This is a genomic window from Acinetobacter sp. LF10 (assembly GCF_048585715.1).
Lineage (GTDB): Bacteria > Pseudomonadota > Gammaproteobacteria > Pseudomonadales > Moraxellaceae > Acinetobacter.
This window is the reverse complement of record NZ_CP184160.1, coordinates 1,073,659-1,097,007: the sequence shown is the minus strand read 5'-3', so window position 1 is coordinate 1,097,007 and position 23,349 is coordinate 1,073,659. Positions and strand designations below refer to the sequence as shown.

General features: G+C 37.4%; 23 protein-coding genes, 1 tRNA gene and 1 pseudogene. 11 read left to right on the top strand and 14 right to left on the bottom strand.

Going from position 1 to position 23,349, the window contains the following annotated elements:
- Positions 1–262 precede the first annotated feature (262 nt).
- Both ACN19N_RS05275 and ACN19N_RS05270 read left to right on the top strand, forming a co-directional pair.
- A complete protein-coding gene (locus tag ACN19N_RS05275; protein ID WP_269228194.1) occupies positions 263–568 on the top strand; it encodes an IS630 transposase-related protein in 306 nt (101 codons plus the stop codon).
- Positions 569–597: 29 nt separating this feature from the next.
- A pseudogene (locus ACN19N_RS05270) lies at positions 598–1,101 on the top strand (IS630 family transposase); the annotation flags it as partial.
- 88 nt (positions 1,102–1,189) lie between these two features.
- Here the strand turns inward: ACN19N_RS05270 and lptB are convergent.
- The 6 genes from lptB to ACN19N_RS05240 all read right to left on the bottom strand — a co-directional run bounded on the left by lptB (position 1,190) and on the right by ACN19N_RS05240 (position 5,065).
- Positions 1,190–1,936: an LPS export ABC transporter ATP-binding protein gene (lptB, locus tag ACN19N_RS05265; protein ID WP_004663024.1), complete on the bottom strand. Its 747-nt coding sequence runs from the start codon at positions 1,934–1,936 to the stop codon at positions 1,190–1,192.
- The gene (lptA, locus tag ACN19N_RS05260; RefSeq protein ID WP_004663026.1) at positions 1,936–2,484 is read right to left on the bottom strand and encodes a lipopolysaccharide transport periplasmic protein LptA; all 549 of its coding nucleotides are present in this window, start codon (positions 2,482–2,484) and stop codon (positions 1,936–1,938) included. The genes lptB and lptA overlap by 1 nt, the downstream gene beginning before the upstream one ends.
- Positions 2,468–3,016 carry an LPS export ABC transporter periplasmic protein LptC gene (gene lptC, locus ACN19N_RS05255; protein WP_004663028.1) on the bottom strand — a complete coding sequence of 183 codons (549 nt, stop codon included), beginning with the start codon at positions 3,014–3,016 and terminating at the stop codon, positions 2,468–2,470. Before lptC ends, lptA begins: the two co-directional genes overlap by 17 nt.
- Before the next feature lie 39 nt (positions 3,017–3,055).
- Complete coding sequence (locus ACN19N_RS05250) at positions 3,056–3,595, bottom strand: KdsC family phosphatase (RefSeq protein ID WP_046739681.1); 540 nt, start codon at positions 3,593–3,595, stop codon at positions 3,056–3,058.
- 3 nt (positions 3,596–3,598) lie between these two features.
- Positions 3,599–4,576: a KpsF/GutQ family sugar-phosphate isomerase gene (locus ACN19N_RS05245; RefSeq protein ID WP_293746426.1), complete on the bottom strand. Its 978-nt coding sequence runs from the start codon at positions 4,574–4,576 to the stop codon at positions 3,599–3,601.
- A 147-nt stretch (positions 4,577–4,723) separates the two neighbouring features.
- Positions 4,724–5,065 (bottom strand): DUF6896 domain-containing protein, encoded by a 342-nt coding sequence (locus tag ACN19N_RS05240; protein WP_269228332.1) that lies wholly within the window; start codon positions 5,063–5,065, stop codon positions 4,724–4,726.
- Positions 5,066–5,290: 225 nt separating this feature from the next.
- On the opposite strand from ACN19N_RS05240, the gene cysS reads away from it, so the two are divergent.
- The 3 genes from cysS (at position 5,291) to ACN19N_RS05225 (ending at position 7,549) form a co-directional block, all read left to right on the top strand.
- Positions 5,291–6,712, top strand: coding sequence for a cysteine--tRNA ligase (gene cysS, locus ACN19N_RS05235; protein ID WP_269228333.1), 1,422 nt, complete (start codon positions 5,291–5,293; stop codon positions 6,710–6,712).
- A gap of 62 nt (positions 6,713–6,774) precedes the next feature.
- Positions 6,775–6,850, top strand: a tRNA-Gly gene (locus ACN19N_RS05230).
- Positions 6,851–7,075: 225 nt separating this feature from the next.
- Positions 7,076–7,549: a copper resistance protein NlpE gene (locus ACN19N_RS05225; protein ID WP_269239337.1), complete on the top strand. Its 474-nt coding sequence runs from the start codon at positions 7,076–7,078 to the stop codon at positions 7,547–7,549.
- A gap of 95 nt (positions 7,550–7,644) precedes the next feature.
- On the opposite strand, the gene ACN19N_RS05220 is transcribed toward ACN19N_RS05225, so the two are convergent.
- Complete coding sequence (locus ACN19N_RS05220) at positions 7,645–9,249, bottom strand: isocitrate lyase (protein WP_269228334.1); 1,605 nt, start codon at positions 9,247–9,249, stop codon at positions 7,645–7,647.
- A 534-nt stretch (positions 9,250–9,783) separates the two neighbouring features.
- On the opposite strand from ACN19N_RS05220, the gene ACN19N_RS05215 reads away from it, so the two are divergent.
- On the top strand, positions 9,784–10,773 hold the full coding sequence (locus ACN19N_RS05215) for a LysR family transcriptional regulator (RefSeq protein ID WP_004663040.1): 990 nt from the start codon (positions 9,784–9,786) through the stop codon (positions 10,771–10,773).
- Between the two features lie 145 nt (positions 10,774–10,918).
- Positions 10,919–12,247 carry a hemolysin family protein gene (locus ACN19N_RS05210; RefSeq protein ID WP_269228335.1) on the top strand — a complete coding sequence of 443 codons (1,329 nt, stop codon included), beginning with the start codon at positions 10,919–10,921 and terminating at the stop codon, positions 12,245–12,247.
- Between the two features lie 33 nt (positions 12,248–12,280).
- Here ACN19N_RS05210 and ACN19N_RS05205 read toward each other — a convergent pair whose 3' ends face one another.
- The 5 genes from ACN19N_RS05205 to ACN19N_RS05185 all read right to left on the bottom strand — a co-directional run bounded on the left by ACN19N_RS05205 (position 12,281) and on the right by ACN19N_RS05185 (position 17,683).
- The gene (locus ACN19N_RS05205; protein WP_269228336.1) at positions 12,281–12,544 is read right to left on the bottom strand and encodes a ribosomal protein L7/L12; all 264 of its coding nucleotides are present in this window, start codon (positions 12,542–12,544) and stop codon (positions 12,281–12,283) included.
- 52 nt (positions 12,545–12,596) lie between these two features.
- On the bottom strand, positions 12,597–13,112 hold the full coding sequence (locus ACN19N_RS05200) for a hypothetical protein (RefSeq protein WP_004663047.1): 516 nt from the start codon (positions 13,110–13,112) through the stop codon (positions 12,597–12,599).
- Between the two features lie 199 nt (positions 13,113–13,311).
- The gene (gene cysN / locus ACN19N_RS05195) at positions 13,312–14,925 is read right to left on the bottom strand and encodes a sulfate adenylyltransferase subunit CysN (RefSeq protein WP_420002116.1); all 1,614 of its coding nucleotides are present in this window, start codon (positions 14,923–14,925) and stop codon (positions 13,312–13,314) included.
- 83 nt (positions 14,926–15,008) lie between these two features.
- Positions 15,009–15,917 carry a sulfate adenylyltransferase subunit CysD gene (gene cysD, locus ACN19N_RS05190; protein WP_269228339.1) on the bottom strand — a complete coding sequence of 303 codons (909 nt, stop codon included), beginning with the start codon at positions 15,915–15,917 and terminating at the stop codon, positions 15,009–15,011.
- A gap of 320 nt (positions 15,918–16,237) precedes the next feature.
- Entirely contained in the window at positions 16,238–17,683 is a 1,446-nt protein-coding gene (locus ACN19N_RS05185) for a capsule assembly Wzi family protein (protein WP_420002115.1), read from the bottom strand.
- A gap of 168 nt (positions 17,684–17,851) precedes the next feature.
- On the opposite strand from ACN19N_RS05185, the gene ACN19N_RS05180 reads away from it, so the two are divergent.
- Positions 17,852–18,349 (top strand): DUF2059 domain-containing protein, encoded by a 498-nt coding sequence (locus ACN19N_RS05180; RefSeq protein ID WP_420002114.1) that lies wholly within the window; start codon positions 17,852–17,854, stop codon positions 18,347–18,349.
- A 64-nt stretch (positions 18,350–18,413) separates the two neighbouring features.
- On the opposite strand, the gene lysS is transcribed toward ACN19N_RS05180, so the two are convergent.
- Positions 18,414–19,940 (bottom strand): lysine--tRNA ligase, encoded by a 1,527-nt coding sequence (lysS, locus tag ACN19N_RS05175; protein WP_420002113.1) that lies wholly within the window; start codon positions 19,938–19,940, stop codon positions 18,414–18,416.
- A gap of 161 nt (positions 19,941–20,101) precedes the next feature.
- Positions 20,102–20,539 carry an SRPBCC family protein gene (locus ACN19N_RS05170; protein ID WP_420002112.1) on the bottom strand — a complete coding sequence of 146 codons (438 nt, stop codon included), beginning with the start codon at positions 20,537–20,539 and terminating at the stop codon, positions 20,102–20,104.
- 348 nt (positions 20,540–20,887) lie between these two features.
- On the opposite strand from ACN19N_RS05170, the gene rubA reads away from it, so the two are divergent.
- From rubA to estB, 3 genes are all read left to right on the top strand, one after another.
- Positions 20,888–21,052, top strand: coding sequence for a rubredoxin RubA (rubA, locus tag ACN19N_RS05165; RefSeq protein ID WP_004663059.1), 165 nt, complete (start codon positions 20,888–20,890; stop codon positions 21,050–21,052).
- Between the two features lie 83 nt (positions 21,053–21,135).
- Positions 21,136–22,317: a rubredoxin reductase RubB gene (gene rubB / locus ACN19N_RS05160; RefSeq protein ID WP_269228343.1), complete on the top strand. Its 1,182-nt coding sequence runs from the start codon at positions 21,136–21,138 to the stop codon at positions 22,315–22,317.
- 81 nt (positions 22,318–22,398) lie between these two features.
- Positions 22,399–23,343, top strand: coding sequence for an esterase EstB (gene estB, locus ACN19N_RS05155; protein WP_046739706.1), 945 nt, complete (start codon positions 22,399–22,401; stop codon positions 23,341–23,343).
- Positions 23,344–23,349 lie beyond the last annotated feature (6 nt).

The following is a 23,349-nucleotide window of genomic DNA, read 5'->3' as shown; positions in this document are numbered from 1 at the left end:
TTCTTTTCATATTATTATCGTTTAAAAGCACAATCATTCTACTCACTTTTTCCAACAAAAAACTATGCTCTTTCAGCTAATTCGGACACACTTAAGTGTTTGTTTTTTGTAAAATAGTTTCGTAATAATGCGCAAACAACAGCATAAAATAAAAGTAAAAATTAATTAAAAATCAATCATCTAAAAATTAAAACCTTTTAGTTTTAAATGCATTAATCACGTATCTATAGTAAATCTGTTAAAAATAGCATACACTCATGGAATGAGTTATTCAGAACATTTTAGAAAGAAAGTATTAGCTAAGCTTGAAGAAGGATATTCTATTCGAGCTGTTGCTGCTCAATTTGAAATTGATAAAAATACGATTGTCCAATGGAAGAAACGTATAGAGATCAAAAGAACTCGTCCACGTAAACCTTCTAAAATCGATAATGATGCTTTACGTGCTGATGTTGAAAAATATCCTGATGACTATCAATATGAACGGGCTGCACGTTTTGGATGTGGAGCTTCATCTATTGGTGATGCTTTAAAACGCTTAGGTATTACAATAAAAAAAAGACGCTAAGTCACCCAAAAGCTAACTCAGAACTTAGAGAAAGATTTATTGAACAAATAGAGTTATTAGAAAAAAGTCATCCTATTGTCTACCTTGATGAAAGTGGCTTCAAGTCACATGATCATAGACCTAATGGTTATTCGCAAAGAGGAAAACCATGCTTTGGACAATATAATTGGCAGTTAAAAAATCAGACCAATGCAATTGAAGCAATTCATCAACAGAAATTGTTTGCAGTAGGATTATTTGATTGCAAAATCAATGCTGATGTTTTTCATTTTTGGGTTGAGCGATTACTGATCCCTGAATTACCGAAGAATAGTATTGTGGTTATGAATAATGCAACATTTCATAAAAGAGCGGATACTCAGGCGTTATTGGAACAACAAGGGCATCAGATACTTTGGCTTCCTGCATACAGTCCTGATTTAAATCCTATAGAAAAGATGTGGGCATGGGTTAAACGCAAGCGTAAAGAGTGGTTGGTTGATTCAATTGATCAATTATTTCGGTTATTTTTCAATAAATGTATGAATAATTAAACGGTTTTACTATATTTATTATTCATAATAATTTTAAATAAAAAAAAGAACCAATAAATGGTTCTCTCTTCTCTTAATTGAATTTGATTCAAACAACGAAGTCATCGCCTAGGTAGACTTTACGTACTTGCTCATTATCTAAAATTTCTTGCGGAGTTCCTTCTGCAATCACAGAACCTTCACTGACAATATATGCTTTTTCACAAATCGCTAAGGTTTCTCGTACATTATGATCAGTGATTAAAACACCAATTCCTCGACTCTTTAATGTCTGGATAATATCTTTAATATCACCCACAGAAATTGGATCGACACCTGCAAATGGTTCATCTAATAGCATAAATTTGGGGTCAGCGGCCAACGCACGAGCAATTTCAGCACGACGACGTTCACCACCAGATACACTCATTCCTAACGAGTCTTTAATATGATTAATTTTAAAATCATTCAATAATTCAGTTAAACGTTGCTGTCTTTGCTGTTTATTTAGATCTTTACGCGTTTCCAAAATTGCCATGATATTTTCAGAAATTGTGAGCTTTCTAAAAATTGATGCTTCTTGTGGTAAGTATCCAATACCTTTACGTGCCCGCTCATGCATCGCTAGATCAGATAAATCTAAATTATCTAAATGGATTTCACCCTTATCCATACGAACAAGTCCAACAACCATATAGAAGCTTGTAGTTTTACCTGCACCATTTGGTCCAAGTAAACCGACAATTTGACCGCTTTGCATCGTAAATGAAACATCTTTTACCACCCAACGTTTACTATAGTTTTTAGCTAGGTGTTTAATACATAAAGTTTGTGATTGCTGTACTGATTGATCCATTAATCACGCGCCCCTGGAGAACTCTTAGAACTTGATGGCGGAATAATAATTTGAACTCGATTTGATGAAGAACCTTGTGCCTCTACATCACCTTTGTTCATACTATATTTCAAACTATTACCACGAATACTAGAACCATCTTGATACAGATATGCCTTACCAGTCAAAGTAATAATTCCTGTATCGGCATTATAAACAATGGTCTGCGCTTCACCACGCGCTAAACCTTTTTTAGCATCTATTTGCTGCTGAAATTTTGCCAACTGACCTTTAGCTGTAATCGTTTGTATTTCTTTTTTGCTATTCAATGTCGCAATAATAGAATCAGCCTGAAGCTTCATCGTGCCTTGCTCGATCACTACATTACCCGTATAGGTTGTTACACCCGTTTTATCATTATAGGTTGCACGATCAGCAACCAATGATAACTGTTGGCTACGGTCTGATGGCAAAGCAAAACTTGAAGCCGAAGAAAATACTACAGCGGCAATACAAGTGACTTGTTTTAGGAAAGTGAAACGAAATTTAGAATTAAGAGCTTGGCGCATACTTTCCTCGAATTTTATAGAATTCATATTGACCATTATTCAAATTTGCCTTTAGACCTTGACTAACAAACTCAGAACTTGGCGTTTGTACAGTAACTGGGTGTTGCGTCTCTAATTCTCTGGTTTTTGGATATCCTGTGAGTTCATTAGTATGAAACTCCATTTTCCCCTGATCAGACAATTTAGTTGCAACGACATTGCCTTGTAATATGATCTTTGTATTATCGTCATAGCCTTGTGCTTGTTTTGCATAAAACGTTGCATCAGCCTTACCCTGCTTGTACATCACGGCATTTAATTGATCAAGTTGGGATGTTTTCTGCTGCATATTTTGCTGCAACTGTTTCACCTCAGCTCGAATGTATAAATTACCCTGCTCATCAGTCTGTGTTAAGTGAACACCCTGCGCTGAATAAGTCATATTTTTCGCTGAATCAACATCCAACTTTTTTGCTTTGCCGCTGTAATAATAATAGCCACCACTTAAAGCAGCAATCAAAACAGCAACAACATATAAAACCTTGGTATCCATAAACAGAGTTACCTGACCTTTGGGTAATTCACGCTACTATTAATGTGGTACAGCTAAATATTTTGCAAGTAGCTCTTGGTAAACGCCTTTTGAAAATAAGAGCATATCGCATACTTCTCGAACTGCGCCACGTCCACCCATCGCTTGAGTGACTAAATTTGCACGACGACGAACTTCTTCATGGCCATTGGGAACAGTAATACTCATGCCAGCAATCGCAAATGCAGATAAATCAGGCCAGTCATCGCCCATATATAAACAATCTTCAGGTAAAATATTTAACTGAGCACATGCTTCACGTAATGCCACACCTTTATCTTCTCGCCCTTGAAAAATAAGATCAACACCTAAATCTGTCATTCTTTTTTCAACAATATTGCTCTTGCGTCCAGTGATAATAATCACTTTCATTCCTGCTTGTTGAACCAATTTCATACCTAAACCATCACGAATATCAAATGATTTAAGTTCATCACCTGAGTTTGTTAGGGTTACAAAGCCATCGCTTAAGATTCCATCCACATCAAGCACTAATGCTTGTAAATGACGTGCTTGTTCTTGTAAAGCATAAGATGCCATGGCTTAATTTACTCCTGCCTGAATAAGGTCATGCATACTAATCACACCAATCACTTTATTGGTATGATCAACAACTACAAATTGATTAATTTTTTTCTCATGCATTTTTTCCAATGCTTCCACCGCACGGGCTTCTTGAGAAATAGTAAGTGGATTTTTGGTCATGACTTCAGCAACAGGTAGATTCACATCAAAACCTTGTTGTTGATCAATCATTCGACGCAAATCACCATCAGTAAAAATACCTAATAAGATATCATTCTCATCAACAACCGTGGTAAGACCCAAACGTTTATCTGAGATTTCATATAACACCTTATTCATCGGTGTATTGGGTTTAACTTTGGGTAATTCAACACCTGTATGCATCAAATGTTTTACATGAAGAAGTAAGCGTTTACCTAATGCTCCTGCTGGATGGGAACGAGCAAAATCATCGGCAGTAAAACCACGTGCTTCCAACAATGCGACGGCTAATGCATCGCCTAACACAAGTGTTGCAGTCGTACTAGACGTTGGTGCTAAACCGAGAGGACAAGCCTCATCCGCCTCACCTAATGTCAATGCAACATCCGCATTCTGTGGCATTGGTCCTTTATCATCACGACTGATGGTAATTAATGGCACACCTAGATACTTGATTAAGGGCATAAGCATCATGATTTCATCACTCTTGCCAGAGTTTGAAATGGCAATCAAAACATCACCACGCACCAACATACCCAAATCACCATGCCCCGCTTCACCTGGGTGCATAAAAAATGATGGTGTCCCAGTTGATGCAAATGTCGCTGCCATTTTCCGACCAATATGACCTGATTTGCCCATACCTGTCACAACAACACGCCCTTTACACTGCAACAAAATTTGGCAGGCAAGATTAAAACTTTCATTAATTTGTGTCGCAAGAACCTCTAAGGCTTGTTGCTCGATTCGTAGGGTCTCTAATGCGCTTTTTTGAAAATTTATGGCTTGTGACATATGAGTTTGACCCAGAATAATACGCTATCCACCTGAAGGTAGATGATTTTAATCAAAAGAATGATGCTGATTCTAGCATAATTGAAAAATATGCACGTTTCTAAATGTAGTAGTTTTCATCGAAAATGAAGAGAGATTGAACTTATGTTAATTGCTAGAATCTACTAAGTAATAAAGCATATACCCTGAATAGACTAAACGACCTGCTTTCACTTCATCTTCAAAACATTGCTTTAAAGCAGCTTCGCTAGAAAATCCATATTCAAATAATCTTGAATCAGCAAAATCAAGCAATCTCCATAAATCAAAACCATTGATCTGCCCCTGCTCTCCAAAATCAAAATCTACGGCACCTCTAGGTAATTTAACCTTACAGCCAAAACCATGTTTAAAATATGGAATACCTCCTATCAATTTACCAAGTTGAGGGATATCCATACATGCCCATTCAATATTTGTAATAGGTTGCTTTATACCAGATTCTTGCATAAGAGCTAGAACCTCACATACTGCACTTTGATAAGCAAGAATGAGACATCTGAGATTGCTATGCATCATAAACTCAAGAGTAAAAAATTATAATATGCCATATTGCTAAAAAATAGGCATTTATAAAGGCAATCACTCCTCCATTTTTTTCACCTGATAACTTTATGAAATACAATGCATACGTTATGATGAATCACGATTTTTGTAGAGTGTTTGAAAACCCTTATGCAACCTTTTGTTCTATATAATTCTGAGCAACGTAAAAAAGTTGAATTTGTCCCACGTCAAGAAGGTCAAATCGATATGTATGTCTGTGGTATGACTGTTTATGATTACTGTCATATCGGACACGCTCGAGTTATGGTTGCATTTGATTACATCATCCGCTTCTTACGCAGCCAAGGCTGGAAAGTTCGCTATATTCGCAACATTACTGACATTGATGACAAAATTATTGCGCGTGCCAATGAGAATGGTGAAAGCATCCAACAACTCACAGCACGTTTTATTGATGCAATGAATCAAGATGCGGCTAACTTAGGCTGTGCTGAACCTGATGAAGCGCCTAAAGCAACTGAATATATTGATCAAATGCAAAACATGATCAATACACTGGTTGATAAAGGCGCTGCATACCCCGCTGCCAATGGCGACGTCTATTTTGAAGTGACTAAATTTGATAAATATGGTCGCTTATCTGGTCGTAAATTGGATGATATGCAGGCTGGCGCTTCAGAGCGTGTCGATGTCGAAGTAGACAAGAAACACCCCTTTGACTTTGTTCTTTGGAAACATGCCAAAGAAAATGAACCTGCATGGGCTTCACCATGGGGCAATGGTCGCCCAGGTTGGCATATTGAATGCTCTGCAATGTCAACTTGCTGCCTTGGCAATCATTTCGACATTCATGGTGGTGGTTCAGATCTCATGTTCCCCCACCATGAAAATGAAATTGCACAAAGTGAAGCATCAACAGGTGAACAATATGTAAATTATTGGATGCATGTTGGTTTCATCAATGTTGATGGCGAGAAAATGTCTAAATCTTTAGGCAACTTCTTTACCATTCGCGATGTCATGGAAAAATTCCATCCCGAAGTGATTCGTTACTTTATTGTCTCATCACATTATCGTAGCCCTGTCAATTTCTCTGATGTTGCATTAAAAGAAGCAAAGACCACACTAACTCGTTTTTATCATTCATTTAAAGCTTATCAGCAAGTTTATGGTCAAAAAACAGTTGAAACTTTAGCGCAAGATCTTGTTGAACGTTTCAATAGTGCAATGCGTGATGATTTTAATACTGCAGAAGCAATCGCAGTACTATTTGAAATCAATAAAGAATTAAATCGTGCGGTTAAAGAAGAACAGGCTGAACAAGCAACTATTCTTTATTCAACGCTACGTTATCTGACTAAAATTCTTGGTCTAGTGCAACATGATGTTGAAGATTTTTTAAAGTCTGATATTGGTCAAGAAGCACTTAATCTCTCTGATACAGAAATTGAAGATTTTATTCAACAACGTGTTAATGCGAAAAAGGCTAAAGATTTTGCAAAAGCCGATAGCATTCGTCAGTCTTTACTCGATCAAGGTGTCGTTTTAGAAGATACTCGCCAAGGCACAATTTGGCGACGTGCTGATTAATTCAACACTCAGTAACATCGAGAGTTGACAGTTGAATGAAACTCTCTATAATGCTTCCTATTGCGGGAATAGCTCAGTTGGTAGAGCATAACCTTGCCAAGGTTGGGGTCGCGAGTTCGAGTCTCGTTTCCCGCTCCAAAATTTAAAAAGCCTTTATCTAATGATAAAGGCTTTTTTATGTTTAAAATTTACTATTTTCTAAAATTTTAATACTTTGCAATAAGTAGGTTAAATAATAAATTTAAATTCTGCCATTTATAGATTTACCAAAGGTTAAATAACTCTTACATACTGTCACTACCCTTTCTCCTTAAAATCCCATAGTTTAAATAACAATATTTTCAAAAAAGAGTTTAATACCAAATGAAAAAGTCAATTATTGCAATTTCTTTAGCTTCTCTTGTATTAGTCGCTTGTAGTAAAACTGAAAATAAAAAAGTTGAAGAGCAAACACCAGCTACAACTGAAGCTGTATCAGAAGCAACTGTAGCTGATACTGCACATACTGCTGAAAATGCATTAGATTGGAATGGCACATATAAAGGCATACTGCCTTGTGCAGATTGTGAAGGTATTAAAACCGAATTAGAACTTAATTCAGATAAAACTTATGAGATTAAAGAAACGTATCTTGGTAAGGGTGATGGCAAACCATTTGAAAGCAAGGGTAGTTTCAAATTCGATAGCAAAAATTCATCTATTATTGAATTAGATAAAGCTGGTGATAGCCGTAAATATTTTGTTGCTGAGGGTTATTTAAAAGCATTAGATATGGATGGTAAAGAAATTACTGGTGATTTGGCTGATAAATATCAACTCAAAAAAGAAGCTGAATAATCTTTTTTAAATTTTAAATGCTCGCTGTTGCGGGCATTTTTATGATTAAAATAAAAAACCCTGCTTACGCAGGGTTTTTTTGAATCATTCGAGGCTTAGTGAGCAGCGAATTGGTTCATTGTGTTTTTAGCATCATCGTGCGCTTTAAGAGCGTTGTCACCAGAGAAGATTTCTTTGTGATCATCACCGATGTCAGAACCCGCCATTGCTTGGTGTTTAACACAAGCAATACCGCCACGGATTTCTTTACGTTGTACGCCAGCAACATAAGCCAACATACCTTCAGAACCGAAGTAACCTTGTGCAAGCTCATGAGTAGAAAGAGCAGCAGTGTGGTAAGTAGGAAGTGTGATCAAGTGATGGAACACACCCGCTTCACGAGAAGCATCAGCTTGGAATGTACGTACTTTCTCATCAGCATCAGCAGCTAATTCAGTTGCATCGTACTCAGCGCTCATTAATTTAGCACGGTCGTAAGCAGAAACGTCTTTACCTTCAGCAACCCAACGGTCGTAAGCTTGTTGACGGAAGTTTAACGTCCAGTTGAATGATGGGCTGTTGTTATAAACAAGCTTAGCATTTGGAACTGTTTCACGTACACGGTTAACCATGTGAGCGATTTCTTCAACGTTTGGAGTCGCAGTTTCGATCCAAAGAAGGTCAGCACCATTTTGAAGGCTAGATACACAGTCAAGTACAACACGGTCAATTTGAGTGTCAGCACGGAACTGATATAAACCAGAAGCTAAACGCTTAGGACGGTGTAATTTACCATTACGTTTGATCAAGATTTCATCTTCTTGAGCATCAGCAATGTCAATTTCAGTTGTTTCTAAGTAGCTGATGTATTGAGAAGCGATGTCGCCTGGCTCTTTAACCACTGGGATTTTTTGAGTCAAGTCAGCGCCTTCAGAGTCAGTACGCGCAACGATGATACCGTCATCAAGACCCATTTCTAAGAATGCATAACGTAATGCATGGATTTTAGCAATGAAGTCTTCGTGCGGAACAGTTACTTTACCAGCTTGGTGACCACATTGTTTCGCATCAGATACTTGGTTTTCGATTTGAAGCGCACAAGCACCAGCTTCGATCATTTTCTTAGCAAGTAAGTAAGTCGCTTCTTCGTTACCGAAACCAGCGTCGATGTCAGCAATAATTGGCACAACGTGAGTTTGGAAACCATCGATTTGAGCAGTGATTTCAGCAGCTTTAGCAGTGTCACCAGCTTCTTGAGCTTTTTTAAGAGCGCGGAATAAATCGTTTAATTCTTTCGCGTCAGCTTGACGTAAGAAAGTATAGATTTCTTCGATTAATGCAGGAACAGAAGTTTTTTCGTGCATAGATTGGTCAGGAAGTGGACCAAATTCTGAACGAAGTGCAGCAACCATCCAACCAGAAAGGTAGATATAACGACGTTCAGTAGTACCGAAGTATTTTTTGTTCGCAATCATTTTTTGTTGAGCGATGAAACCGTGCCAGCAACCTAATGATTGAGTATATTTGCTAGAGTCAGCATCATAAGCAGCCATATCACGACGCATAATCGCAGCTGTATATTTAGCAATATCTAAACCAGTTTTGAAACGGTTTTGCATTTGCATACGAGCAGCATCTTCTGGGCTAATATCGCGCCAAGTGTCGCCGAATTTTGCTTTTAATTCGCGGATTGCATCAATCGCTGTTAAATATGTAGACATGATATATTCCTTTAGAGGGATTGGCATCGAATGATCGCAAAAAACCATGCTTTTATAGTCTAGATTTTAAGCACTTCATCAACATGTTGCACAGCTTAGTCTGTGCAAACAGATTAATCCAATATTCTTGGTTAATTTTCAGTATTTATTTATGAAATATACAGATAAAACGATATAGAATATTCAAAATAACAATCCAAGACTTTGATATATAAATATTTTTAAAAATAAAATTCATCATAAATTATTCATTAAAAAATCTAACTCGTATTATTTCTATACATTTAAAACAACTATCCAATACCAAAGCATATGAATGAATAACTCGAATAAATGCAGAAATGGCTATAGTGTTTTATATATTGAATATAATTTCCTCATGATAATGAATCTGTTACGAGCTTATTCAAATTTAATAAGACCAAACCATTCAACTATTTGCTATACCTTTTATCTCGTTTTAAGTTACACAAACGGCTTTAGTTATGTCATAATTCATCACAATTCAAAAATTTTATTTTCGGTATTTTTTTTATGAATCTGGAGCGGGTTGATCTCAATTTATTAATTTATCTTGATGTACTTCTTCGTGAAAAAAATGTCACACGTGCTGCAGAACAACTGGGTGTCACTCAACCTGCAATGAGTAATATTTTACGTCGCTTACGTAATTTATTTAACGACCCTCTGCTCATTCGTTCTTCTGAAGGAATGACACCAACTGAGCGTGCACTCGAATTACAACCACGTATTCGTGATGCATTATCAGATTTGTCGATGATTCTCGAACCACGTACCGAATTTAGACCTTATACCAGTACCCGCGTTTTTCGTATAATGACTTCCGATTATGCTGAAGCAACGCTTGTACCGCGTCTTGTAAAAGCACTTCGCTCTGAAGCGCCAAATGTTGTACTGGACTTCTTAACCCCAAGTGATGTCTCTTATCGAGATATGGAGCAAGGCAAAGTTGATCTAGCCATTAACCGCTTCAATGAAATCCCACAAAGCTTCCATCAAGTTTTGGTATGGCGCGATAGTTTTAGCTGTATTTTAAATGATAAGCACCCTGCTGTAACCCATCTCAACCTTAAAAGCTATTTAGATGCTCAACATATTTGGGTTTCTAAAACAGGTATGGGCGTTGGCTTTGGTGTAAATCCAGATAAACAAGCAGGACTTGGTTGGATTGACCAAGCTTTGGAACGAATTGGTCAACGTCGTAAGATTTCAGTTTTTACTCGCCACTATCAAATGCCTGCACTGTTAGCGCAGAATGTTGATCTGATTGCAACATTACCAACACGTATGGCACGTTTGCAAGCACAAAATCCTCGTCTTCTTATTAAAGACCCTCCTTTTTACATTCCAGAATTTGAACTTAAAATGGCTTGGTGTCCATTGCTACACCATCATCCAGCACATCGTTGGTTAAGACAACTTATCCTCTTTGTTGCACGCCAAATGATTGAAGAAGAAAATCGTGAGTTTCTTTTAAATAATTCACAATTTTCACAATACTAAAATATTGCTTTGTAACAATATGATTTCCTCTACGGATATGCTTGTTTCATAAGCAAAATTGTTATACTGAGGTAATACCCAATTACCTCTCTTCTTTTTTTATGTTACAACATATTCATAATAAACGATGAACCACAGGTGATGTGTGAGTCTCTTCCAAAATATTATTATCATTATTCTGCTCATAACTGCGGCAGGTTTTCTCTCGCTCACTGAAATTGCACTTGCTGGTGCTCGAAAAGTTAAATTAAAAATTTTGGCTGAATCTGGTGAAATTCGAGCACAAAAAGTTTTAGATTTACAGGAACAGTCTGCGGACTTTTTTGCAGCCTCACAAATCGGTTTAAATGCTGTTGCTATCTTAGGCGGTATTTTAGGTGAAGCAGCTTTTCGCCCATTTTTTGTAGAAATGCTTAAACAGTTTTATGTGGGGCCTTGGCTAGAAACGATTGGTTTTGCTTTATCTTTCACCTTAGTAACTTCCCTTTTTATCTTGTTTGCGGATCTAATGCCAAAACGTTTGGCAATGATTGCTCCAGAAAAAATTTCTATTCGTGTTATTGAGCCGATTCAAGTTTTTATCAAGATTTGTAAGCCTTTAGCTTGGGGAATCAATGCAATTGCAAACTTATTGTTCCGGTTATTTAAAGTAAATACCATTCGTGATGACAATATTACGTTTGATGATATTTCTGCTGTCATGGATGCAGGAGCTCAAGCTGGCGTTTTGCAAAAACAGGAGCACCACTTCATTGAAAATGTTTTTGAACTTGAAGAAAGAACCGTTCCTTCAAGCATGACCACGCGTGAAAATGTTGTTTATTTCACACTTAAAGAAAATGAAAGTAGTATTCGCCAAAAACTCGCTGAATATCCTTATTCAAAATTTTTAGTCTGTAATGAGCATATTGATCAAGTCATTGGTTATGTCGATACCAAAGATATTTTAGTCCGTATCTTAAATAATCAATCTCTACTTCAACTCAATGAATCTACAATCCGCACCGTCTTAATCATTCCTGACACCTTAACTTTATCCGAAGTACTTGATCGTTTTCGCTCTACCAAAGAAAAGTTTGCAGTCGTTATTAACGAATATGCTCTAGTTGTTGGAGTGATTACTTTAAGCGACATTATGATTACGGTGATGGGTGATTGGGTAACACCAATGGAAGAAGATCAACAAATTATTAAGCGTGATAACCACTCATGGCTAATTGATGGTAGCACCCCAATTGAAGATGTGAAACATGTTTTAGAAATTGAGGAATTTCCTGAAAATGAAAATTATGAAACGATTGCTGGTTTTATCATGTATCGTTTACGCAAAATTCCACGTCCAGCTGATGCGGTAGAATATGCGGGTTTTAAGTTTGAAGTAGTTGATATTGACCATTATAAAATCGATCAATTACTGGTCACTCAAATTATTCCCAGCTTAGAAAATGAGCCGCCGTCAACAACAACTGAATAACTCATAAAAATTAAGCCCTTTGAAGGGCTTAATTTATCTGGTCAAAAACCAAACTAAAATCACCAATATGATGAAAATCAAAATAAAGATTTGGATTCCGCCACGACTGCGTTGGGCTAACTGCTCCTGAATTAGCGCTTGCTCTTGTGGATGCTCTTTTAAATATCGTTCGACCAAGTCTTTAGATTCTTTCAACCCAAGACCTGTTTTCTCACGAGTAATTTTGATTGCATCTATCAACTGACCTGCTCTTAAAGCATCTAGAGCCTCACGTGGCATCTCTATATTGAAACTCATAAATTTAACATCCTTGTTATTTATAATAATTTATTTTGATTTCGTAGAAAATTTAATTTCCACCATATAGTGAAATTAATTGATCTAATGTAGCTTGATAATGAATTGCAATGTCTTCTGACAGGATTTTATATGCATTATCGAACTGAACCATTGGCCATCCTTCTTTCCAAAATGGAAAGATGTTATGTAGATCGTGAGTCACTATTGAATCTTCACGCACAATTGCTTGAGCAACTTGAGACAGAACTTGAGCTGTTTCAGCCCCATCAATCGCAAGATAATCAATACCTCGCACTTTTAAAATACGAATACGATCTTTTTTATAACGAATTTTTTTCGCTTGTCCAGAATTTAAACCTAATGCAAGTGTTACGGCTTCTACAAATTTATCTTCAAAACTTGTATTCAGTGCAACCAAAGCTTGCTTGTGCGCTTCTTGACGCCCGGCCTTACCCCCATTACGGATGATTTCGTTCGCTTCTGCATCAAGCTTATCTTTTTTCATAGACTGTAAAATGTCTAAAATTTCGATATCGCTTAAATATTCAGGAGTTTGCTCAGTCATGGGAGTCCTTAGACAATAATTCAAAGAACTATTGTCTCATAAAAGACATTTCAAAACAGAATAAAAAAATATCAGCCCGATATATTTATCACTATTTTTAAATTAAATCGAAGAATCAAGAACCTTCAAACATATAAATCTCGAATTTATAAAATAAAAAAGCCTGCATAAGCAGGCTTTTAGAAGTCAGTCCAAGCTATTAAAGACGAACTAACTCCACGATTTTTTCAGCTGCTTCTTCAACTGTTTCAGCAGTGATATCCGTATCAGTACCATCAACAGTTGTTGTAATAACCACTACACCTGTTTCACGCAATAAAACAGTTTGCTCAGTCGTCAATCCAGCTTTCGCAATCGCAACGACACCTTGTTGAATCAACAAACTTTCTAAAGCTTGTGCATTCTCGATTAACTGCGCAGAAATACCAATCACAGCAGGTTTCTGACCTAAGCGAGCAGCACGATCTTCCGCTGTCACAGGATTACTATGCGCAGTCCATTCTACTGCGGCTTCAATCATCCCCGCACCAACAGTCACGTTGCTCAAGCGGTCAATAAAGATCAACGAACCTGTATAACGGCTATCTTGATATTGGTCAAATACCACTGGAGCATCAAACTCAATCACAAGATCTGCAATCGCATTTAACTCAATTTCTTCAACTTGAGTATGTTCAAGTGTATTTACGTTGACACGGTAATTGATCGCACTGACTTTTGCAGGAACAGTTTGAGTACCGATTTTAAGGTTATACAATTTACCTTTCACTAAAGGATGTTCATTCATCCATACAACAGATGCACGAACACTACGCGAAATAAGAGGTTGTTCACCTGCACGAACTAAAACATTACCACGTGAAATATCAATTTCATCATTTAACGTTAAAGTAACCGCTTGACCTGCAATTGCTTGTTCAAGATTCCCATCAAAGGTCACAATTTCTTTAACCGTTGATTTTTTACCTGAAGGTAAGGCAACGATTTCATCACCAACGTTGATTTCACCAAGCGCAATCGTACCCGCAAAACCACGGAAATCAAGGTTTGGACGATTTACATACTGAACAGGGAAACGGAATTCATTTTTATTTGATTCGCGTTTAATTTCCACCGATTCAAGAATGCTCATCAAGGTTTGACCCTTGTACCACGGCGTACTTGCAGATGGATTAACGACGTTATCGCCATTCAATGCCGAAATCGGAACGAATAAAATATTCTCTGGACGACGATCACCAAGTTGGCTTAAGAATGCATCATATTCAACTTGAATTTCATTAAAACGTGCTTCAGAAAACTCAACCAAGTCCATTTTATTAATCGCAACAACGATATTCTTGATACCGAGTAAGCTTGCAATAAAAGTATGACGACGAGTTTGTGTTTGTACGCCATAACGCGCATCAATCAAAATAATCGCGAGATCAGCAGTTGATGCACCCGTTGCCATGTTACGGGTATATTGTTCATGTCCTGGTGTATCTGCAATGATGAACTTACGTTTTTCAGTTGAGAAATAACGATAAGCTACATCAATCGTAATCCCCTGTTCACGTTCAGCTTGTAAACCATCAACAAGTAAAGCAAGATCAGGCGCATCACCAGTCGTTCCTACTTTTTTACTGTCACGTGTTACCGCTTGTAATTGATCTTCATAGATCAACTTTGAATCATAAAGTAAACGACCAATTAGCGTTGACTTACCATCATCGACGTTACCGCAAGTCAAGAAGCGCAAAAGGTCTTTATTTTCGTGCTGTTTTAAATATGCCAAAATATCTTGGCTAATAAGATCTGATTGATGAGACATTGCTCAAAACTCCACAAAATTTGAAATCGAATTTTGTAATTTCCCTAAATCCCTCTTTTAAAAGAGGGACTTGCTTAAGAAAATTAGAAATAACCTTCCTGCTTTTTCTTTTCCATTGAGCCAGCTTCATCATGGTCAATCATACGACCCTGACGCTCTGAGCTGGTAGCCAAAAGCATTTCTTGGATAATTTCAGGCAATGTATCCGCCTCAGACTCAACTGCACCAGTTAATGGGTAACAACCAAGTGTACGGAAACGTACCGATTTCATTTGAGGAACTTCACCCTCCTTTAAACGCATACGCTCATCATCGACCATGATTAACGTACCGCTACGCTCTACAACTGGACGTACAGCTGAAAAGTAAAGAGGAACAAGTTGAATATTTTCTAAATAGATATACTGCCAAATATCTAACTCAGTCCAGTTAGATAGAGGGAAAACACGAATGCTTTCACCTTTGTTCACTTTACCATTGTAAAGATTCCAAAGTTCTGGACGTTGGTTTTTTGGATCCCAACGATGCTTCGTATCACGGAATGAATAAACACGTTCTTTCGCACGGGATTTTTCCTCATCACGGCGCGCACCACCAAACGCAGCATCAAACTGATATTTATCTAATGCTTGTTTTAAACCCTGAGTTTTCATGATATCGGTATATTTTGAACTACCATGATCAAATGGGTTAATCCCTGCATCACGACCTTCTTTGTTCTGTTGTACGATCAAATCAAAGCCATGAGTTTTTGCCATGTTGTCACGGAACGTGATCATGTCTTTAAACTTCCAACCTGTATCTACATGCAGGAGTGGAAAAGGAAGTTTAGCAGGATAAAATGCTTTCAAGGCAAGATGTAACATGACTGCTGAATCTTTACCAATTGAATAAAGCATCACTGGATTTTCAAATTCAGCTGCAACTTCACGAATAATATGAATACTTTCTGCCTCAAGTTGCTTGAGGTGCGTTAATCTATTTTCAGTCATGTACATATCCCCACTTATCAATGTGACCCATAAAATCTATAAGTGGTATTAAACCACCACTTGGAAGACCGTGTGGAGGAACGAGTATCATAACAACTCCAATTTTTCGTGATATCGATATTCTTACTAGTGGACAAATGAGCAATCTAGTAAAGTTTATCCATTATAATAATTTAGAACGGCTTCTTTAGCTTTTTTTTTCATATCAATATGCAAAATTGTGATATGAATAGCAACAAAACAGAAGATCACGACTTTAAAACACCTAAAATACGGTCAAAAAAAGAAGCCATTGTCGGCTTCTTTTTTACTCAAACTTGTTAGAAACGGAACATATTCTTTTCTAATGGAATTTCTACACCGACTGAAAGACCACCATCACGACCATTGAGATCCGAGTCACTCACCCAACCATTAATTTTCAATGGAATCGTTGGCTTTAAATAATGTGTCCATGTTAAATCTAAACCTTTTAAGGTATCTTGTTTTGGAAAGGCCTCATTAATTAACAAGTTAGATTCATTCACTTTGGCATAAAGTACACGTCCACTTAGACGATTCATCACATCAAAACGAATATCGCCACCAATAGAATATGTCTGCCCATCACCACCAATTGCATGTCCTAATGGGAAACCGTGCTGGTAATAGCCGTCTTTATAAATAGTATGGGCATAAGAAATACGTCTTACCTCGCCATTGGTACGCGTGTCAGCCCATTCTGCATATAATTGATATGGCATATCTTTATAAATTGAAGAAAAATCTGCACCACCGAGGTACATATATTTTGCAGGTAATCCACCGGCTTCATCTTCACCAATAAATTGACCATACAAACTGACTGGAACGTTCAATAAAGGTTGTAAAAATAGCCGACCATCAAATCCTGCAATTTGATTAGATGGATCGGCTTTGCCCGTCCCACCATTATCTTTTGTTCCTGTAAAGGCATCCCACAGTGAGCTTAAACTCTCAGATCGACCATCACCGCCCCATTGAATAGCACGGGAAGCTCCGATTTCTAATGCTGGAAATGGATGAGCTGTTAAACGCAAACCAATGAGTTTCGCATCAGGGACTGCTTTGTAGTCATCTAATTGACCCGCAAAAGCTTGATACTGCCAAGGTCCAATCCATGATAACCATTTTGATTCAAATGCATTTTGATTTGCTCTTTGAACAGTCACCCCATAAACAGGACGACTAGCATCACCACGGATCAAACTTCCATCATGTCCAGGCCCCCAATAAGTAGGGATTTGACCAGCAACGACCCATTGATTCCACAATTTACCTGCAATATAAGAGCCTTCAATATTGGCATCATGACCATTATCAATTAAAGGATCTTTCTCAGCATTGATCCGTAGCTTGGCATCCCAATTCTCAGCGCCTGCATTAAATTCGACCGATACCTGATATTGTGATTTTTGATTATCAGCAAATGTTTGAGGAATTGTTTTAATATCTGTGTCTGCATGCAAACCAAGTTTTACTGTTTCATTATCAGTCTGGAGTGCATTTAGTACAGAATTGATCACTTTTTGCTGTGTATTATTACTGACCTTTGCTTGAGATAAAGCATGTTGAATTTCGTCACTACTCAACGGCCAAGTTGAAGTGCTGATTTGTATAACACCTTGCTGATTTAACCAATTTAAGTCAGTGCGTAAGTTTGCATCATTCAATACAAGCCCTTGTGCAAAAGTAGTAGCTGAAATAGCCGAAAATAATGCGATATAAAGTGTTTTTTTTACAAACATACCCTAACTGTTCTCAAATTTATTCATTAGCACATCATCGTTTTTTTATGCACGTTTTTCAATCATCAATCCAAACAATTACACTTATTAACATCCAATAAGAAATTGACAATAAAAGAGATGACTGAGTACCATCTAGGCTTTCTATAGCAACATTGAAACTAGATAATGAGAAAGTTTATTCTAAGCCTTATAATCGGCACAGTGATTTCCATGCCTACTTTTGCTCAACAGGCATCAAAAGAGTCAGTAAAAGAGCTATTAAAAGTCACTAAATCTGAACAGTTAATCGATCAATCAAGCCAATATGTCCACCAAATTATGGCTTCAAGTATTGAACAAGCCACTCAAGGACAAGAACTCAATGCTAAACAAAAGAAAGCCATTGAGAATTTTAATCAAGACATTGCAAACATTGTAAAACAGGATTTTACTTGGGCTAAATTAGAGCCTGAAATGATTCAACTCTATGTTGAAGAATTTACCCAAGAAGAAATCAACGGCATGCTTGAATTTTATAAAACACCTGTTGGTCAATCGACAATTAATAAATTACCTATTGTAATGCAAAAAAGTCTGAAAATTGGTCAGCAACAAATGGGTGAGTTAACACCTAAAATCATGCAAGCCGCTGAAAAACTCGCAAAAGAACTGCAAACAAAATAATCAATAAAGTACAGATAAAAAAATAGCCACAAATCAGATGTGGCTATTTTTATTTAACTTAAAATTAATCTTTACGACGCATGTGTGGGAACAATAATACATCACGAATACTTGGTGCGTTGGCAAATAGCATGACTAAACGATCAATACCAATCCCTTGACCTGCTGTAGGCGGTAAACCATATTCTAATGCTTCAATAAAGTCTGCATCATAATGCATCGCTTCATCATCACCTGCGTCTTTTTCCTCAACCTGTGCTTGGAAACGTTCCGCTTGATCAATCGGGTCATTTAACTCAGAGAAACCATTGGCTAATTCACGACCGCCAATAAAGAACTCAAAACGATCTGTAATATGAGGATTATCATCATTACGGCGCGCAAGTGGTGAAGTTTCAGCAGGGTATTCTGTAATGAATGTCGGCTGACGTAGTTTCGTTTCTACAGTTTCTTCGAAGACAATCGTCTGCAATTTACCTAAACCGAAACCTGGCTTCACTTTTTCTTTCAACACATCTTGAGTAAATTTAGCTAAGAACTCACGATCATTCACATTTTCAGGTGTGAAATCAGGATTATGTTCAAGAATAGCATCAAACATTGAAATTTTCTTGAATGGCCCTTTGAAGCTATACACTTCATCACCATAAGGCAAATCGGTAGAACCTAAAATGTCGATCGCCAATTTCTCGAGCATGTTTTCAGTCAATGCCATCAAATCTTTATAATCAGCATATGCTTGATAAAACTCGATCATAGTAAATTCAGGGTTATGACGTGTTGACACCCCTTCATTACGGAAATTACGGTTAATTTCAAACACACGCTCAAAACCACCTACTACAAGGCGCTTTAAATAGAGCTCTGGCGCGATACGCAAATAGAGTTCCATATCTAAAGCATTATGATGCGTTACAAATGGTCTAGCCGATGCACCACCCGGAATGATATGCATCATTGGCGTTTCAACTTCCATGAAACGTTCATTGGTCAAGAATGCACGAATACCTGCAACCACTTTGGCACGAATTTCAAAGGTTTTACGTGTTTCTTCGTTGACGATCAAATCTAAATAACGCTTGCGATATTTCGCTTCAGTATCCGTTAAACCGTGGAATTTATCTGGAAGCGGACGAAGTGATTTGGTTAATAATTCAAAACCTTCAAGGTGTACATATAAATCACCTTTACCAGAGCGACCAATATAACCTTCAGCAGCAATAATATCGCCAAGGTCTAAGCTTTTAATCGTTTCTAAAACGTCTGCTGGCAAACCTTTACGATCCACATACAGTTGGATACGACCTGTCATATCTTGGATCACAATAAATGACCCACGGTTCAACATGACACGACCCGCGACTTTTACATAAACTTTTTCAGCACCTTCGATTTGTGCTTTATCTTGATCTTTAAATTGTTCTTGTAAGTCACCCGTATAGTGCTCACGTTTAAACGTATTCGGCCAAGGACTCTTACCTGTTTGTTTGGCAGTCTCTTGGATTTGCTTTAATTTGGCATGACGCTGTGCGATTAAATCGTTTTCGGAAAGTGTTTGTTCAGAAGTCGATTGAGCGTTTTGCTGCGTCATCTCTGCCTCGATCTAAGTAAAATTGAAGTGGCATAGGATAGCAGATCACAGCCCATTTTCGCATCATTTCAGTACCACAAAGGCGAAAAAAGCAAAGATTTATCCATTTCCAAGCAAAAATAGTACGCCGATCTTGCAATAAATGTACGGCAAAAGTGATTTTATTGCTCGGCGAGTTGTTTAACCAAAGCTAACCCTTTTTCAAATCCTTGATTCATCATTTCAATATATTCGGGTTGAATATCCACTTCTACATAGAGTTGAGTAACGTCATCCAAATCAAATAACATGTACTTTTCTAATGCACCTGCCCAAGATTTTACATCTTCACTTTCAGTATCTTCCTCTCCATCTTGAATCATCCCGATATGTTTAAAAATAATCACATTAGGTTCATCTAAACGTTCGATTGTTGAAATCATGCCATCTCCCTTATCATCATAGAAATAGGTTTTACCGCCTACTTTCCATTCTGATTGCATGGTCGAGTTGCAAGAAAAAAATTGCGTCCACGCTTGATAAGTTTCTTTTTGCCATAAAATCTCCCAAACTTTTTGTTTAGAAGCATGAATTTCAATTCCATAAGATAAGGTCTGCATTTTTGTTTTCTCCATAATTTTGGTGTTATTTTTGATCTTTTAATTTTAAATGGTTATTTTTCACCCACTCTGTATTTATACTTTTACTGTTTTTAAAATGCTATAAGCATATACATATCTACAAAAATTAGAGTAATTGCTCAAATAACAAGACTTTCAGAACAAATTGCCATTCCACTTTTTACATAAATGATTAAACTCTTGCATTTACTTTACTTAAATGGCGTTCTGCGTAAAAATCTAACTCCTGATCAACAAAAGTTTGTTGTATTGCAGCGATCGTAGCGACATTATGGAATAGTTTTACTGAAAGGCAATTTGAGCATACCTATCAGTTTGGAGAGTCACATGAAAAAATATCAATGTATCGTTTGTGGGTGGATTTACGACGAAGCAGATGGTTGGCCACAAGACGGCATTGCAGCAGGTACCAAATGGGAAGATATCCCTGATGATTGGACTTGCCCAGATTGCGGCGTTTCAAAAGCTGATTTTGAAATGATTGAAATCTAAATAGATCTAAAAGACCGTGATCATGATCATGGTCTTTTTTTTCCTATCGTTTGTTTTTATTGAAAGAAATACTGGAGAATATAATGCATCCTATCGTCATCATCGGATCGGGCATGGCAGGCTATACTGTTGCACGTGAGTTTCGCAAACTAAGCCCAGAACAAGAACTCGTTATGATCTGCGCAGATGATGCGGTAAATTATGCAAAACCAACATTATCTAATGCCTTTGCAGGGAATAAAGCACCTGAACAAATTGCTCTAGGTGATGCAGCTAAAATGGCAACGCAACTGAATATGCGTATTGAAGCTGAAACCTTGGTGAAAGAAATTAATGCTGAACAACATGAAATCGCTTTAGAAAAAAATGGTGAAATTTTCACTCAACCCTATTCAAAACTGGTCCTTGCAGTGGGTGCAAATCCAATTCGTTTAGCAATTGCTGGTGATGGTAGTGATGATATTCATGTCGTGAACTCCTTGATCGACTACCGTACATTCCGTGAAAATTTAGCAAAGCGTAAAGATAAACGCGTTGTGATTCTAGGTGCTGGGTTAATTGGTTGTGAATTTGCCAATGATTTATTACATAGCAATTACGATGTCACTGTGATTGATCTTGCACCACAACCACTTGGTCGCTTGCTACCAAATCACGTTGCTGAAGCATTTAAAACAAACTTAGAACAAGCGGGTATTAAATTCGCATTGTCGACCACTGTTGAAAAAGTAACAAAAATCAATGATGGTGAAGATTACGAAGTGACTTTGGCAACAGGTCAGACTTTAATCGCAGATATCGTTCTTTCAGCGATTGGTTTACAGCCAAATATATCTTTAGCAAAAGCTGCAGACATCCAAACAAGTCGCGGTATTATTACCAATACCTTACTTGAGACTAATCAAGCAGATATTTACGCTGTTGGAGACTGTGCAGAAGTGAATGGAACATTACTGCCATATGTCATGCCAATCATGCAACAAGCACGTGCATTAGCAAAAACACTGAGCGGTCAAAGTACTGCTGTACACTACCCTGCAATGCCAGTTGCGGTAAAAACACCCGCTGCACCATTAACTGTATTACCAGCACCAATTGGTGTGGATGTGAGTTGGGAAACTGAAGAGTTTGAAGATGGTATGCTTGCTAGAGCAGCAGATGATGAAGGCACATTAAGAGGTTTTGTGCTTTTAGGTGCGACCGCAAGCAAACAACGTTTAACTTTAACCAAACTTGTTCCAGACTTGATTCCAGCACAAGTTTAAGGTTTAAATTAGAGTCTGTAGAGAAAGGAATTTCTAGCAGACTCTAATTCTATAAAAAGAATTCAATTCGGAATGAATGCCATGAACAGTGCTTTACAATTTAATGTGTCACCTTATGCTCCATTTATGCAAGAAACCAAAGTCACTTTAGGTAATGGTATTGAACTGCATGTTGAAATGGGCGGCAATCCAGAACACCCAACAATTCTATTGATTATGGGTTTAGGTGCTCAAATGCTGTTTTGGCCTGACTTCTTTTGTAAATCATTGATTGATCAAGGCTTTCGCGTTATCCGTTTCGATAATCGTGATATTGGTTTATCTTCAAAAATTCGTGAAAAACGAAAACGCCTCAATACTATGAAACTCATGAGTCGCTTCATCGTCGGGCTTGGTAACGAAGGTGCACCCTATACTTTATATGATATGGCTGACGATGTTTCGATGTTAATCGACCAATTGGGGCTTGAAAAAACATATCTCATAGGCGCTTCAATGGGTGGCATGATCTCTCAAATCGTGGCAGCGAAATATCCAGAAAAAGTTGAGAAAGTAGGATTATTATTTACTAGTAATAATCAACCCTTCCTACCACCACCGTTTCCAAAACAACTTTTCAGTTTATTAGGTAAACCTGAAGCACATGACGAAGATGCGATTGTGAATCATAGTTTGAAAGTATTTCATATTATTGGATCACCAGGTTATGTGAATCAAGTTGAAGCAATTCAAACCATTCGTAAACTATATCGCCGTAGTTTTTACCCAGCGGGTGTACTTCAACAGTTTTTAGCAATATTATGTACAGGTTCTTTGTTACCATTGAACAAAAATATTACTCAACCGACTTTGGTTGTACATGGTTCAAAAGATCGTTTATTACCACCAAGTCACGGGAAAGCTGTTGCAAAGGCGATTTCTGGTGCTAAATTTGAATTAATTCAAGGAATGGGGCATGATATTCCTGCTCACTTCATTCCACAACTTAGCGGTTTGTTTGCTCATCACTTTAGATCATCACACTAGGACTCT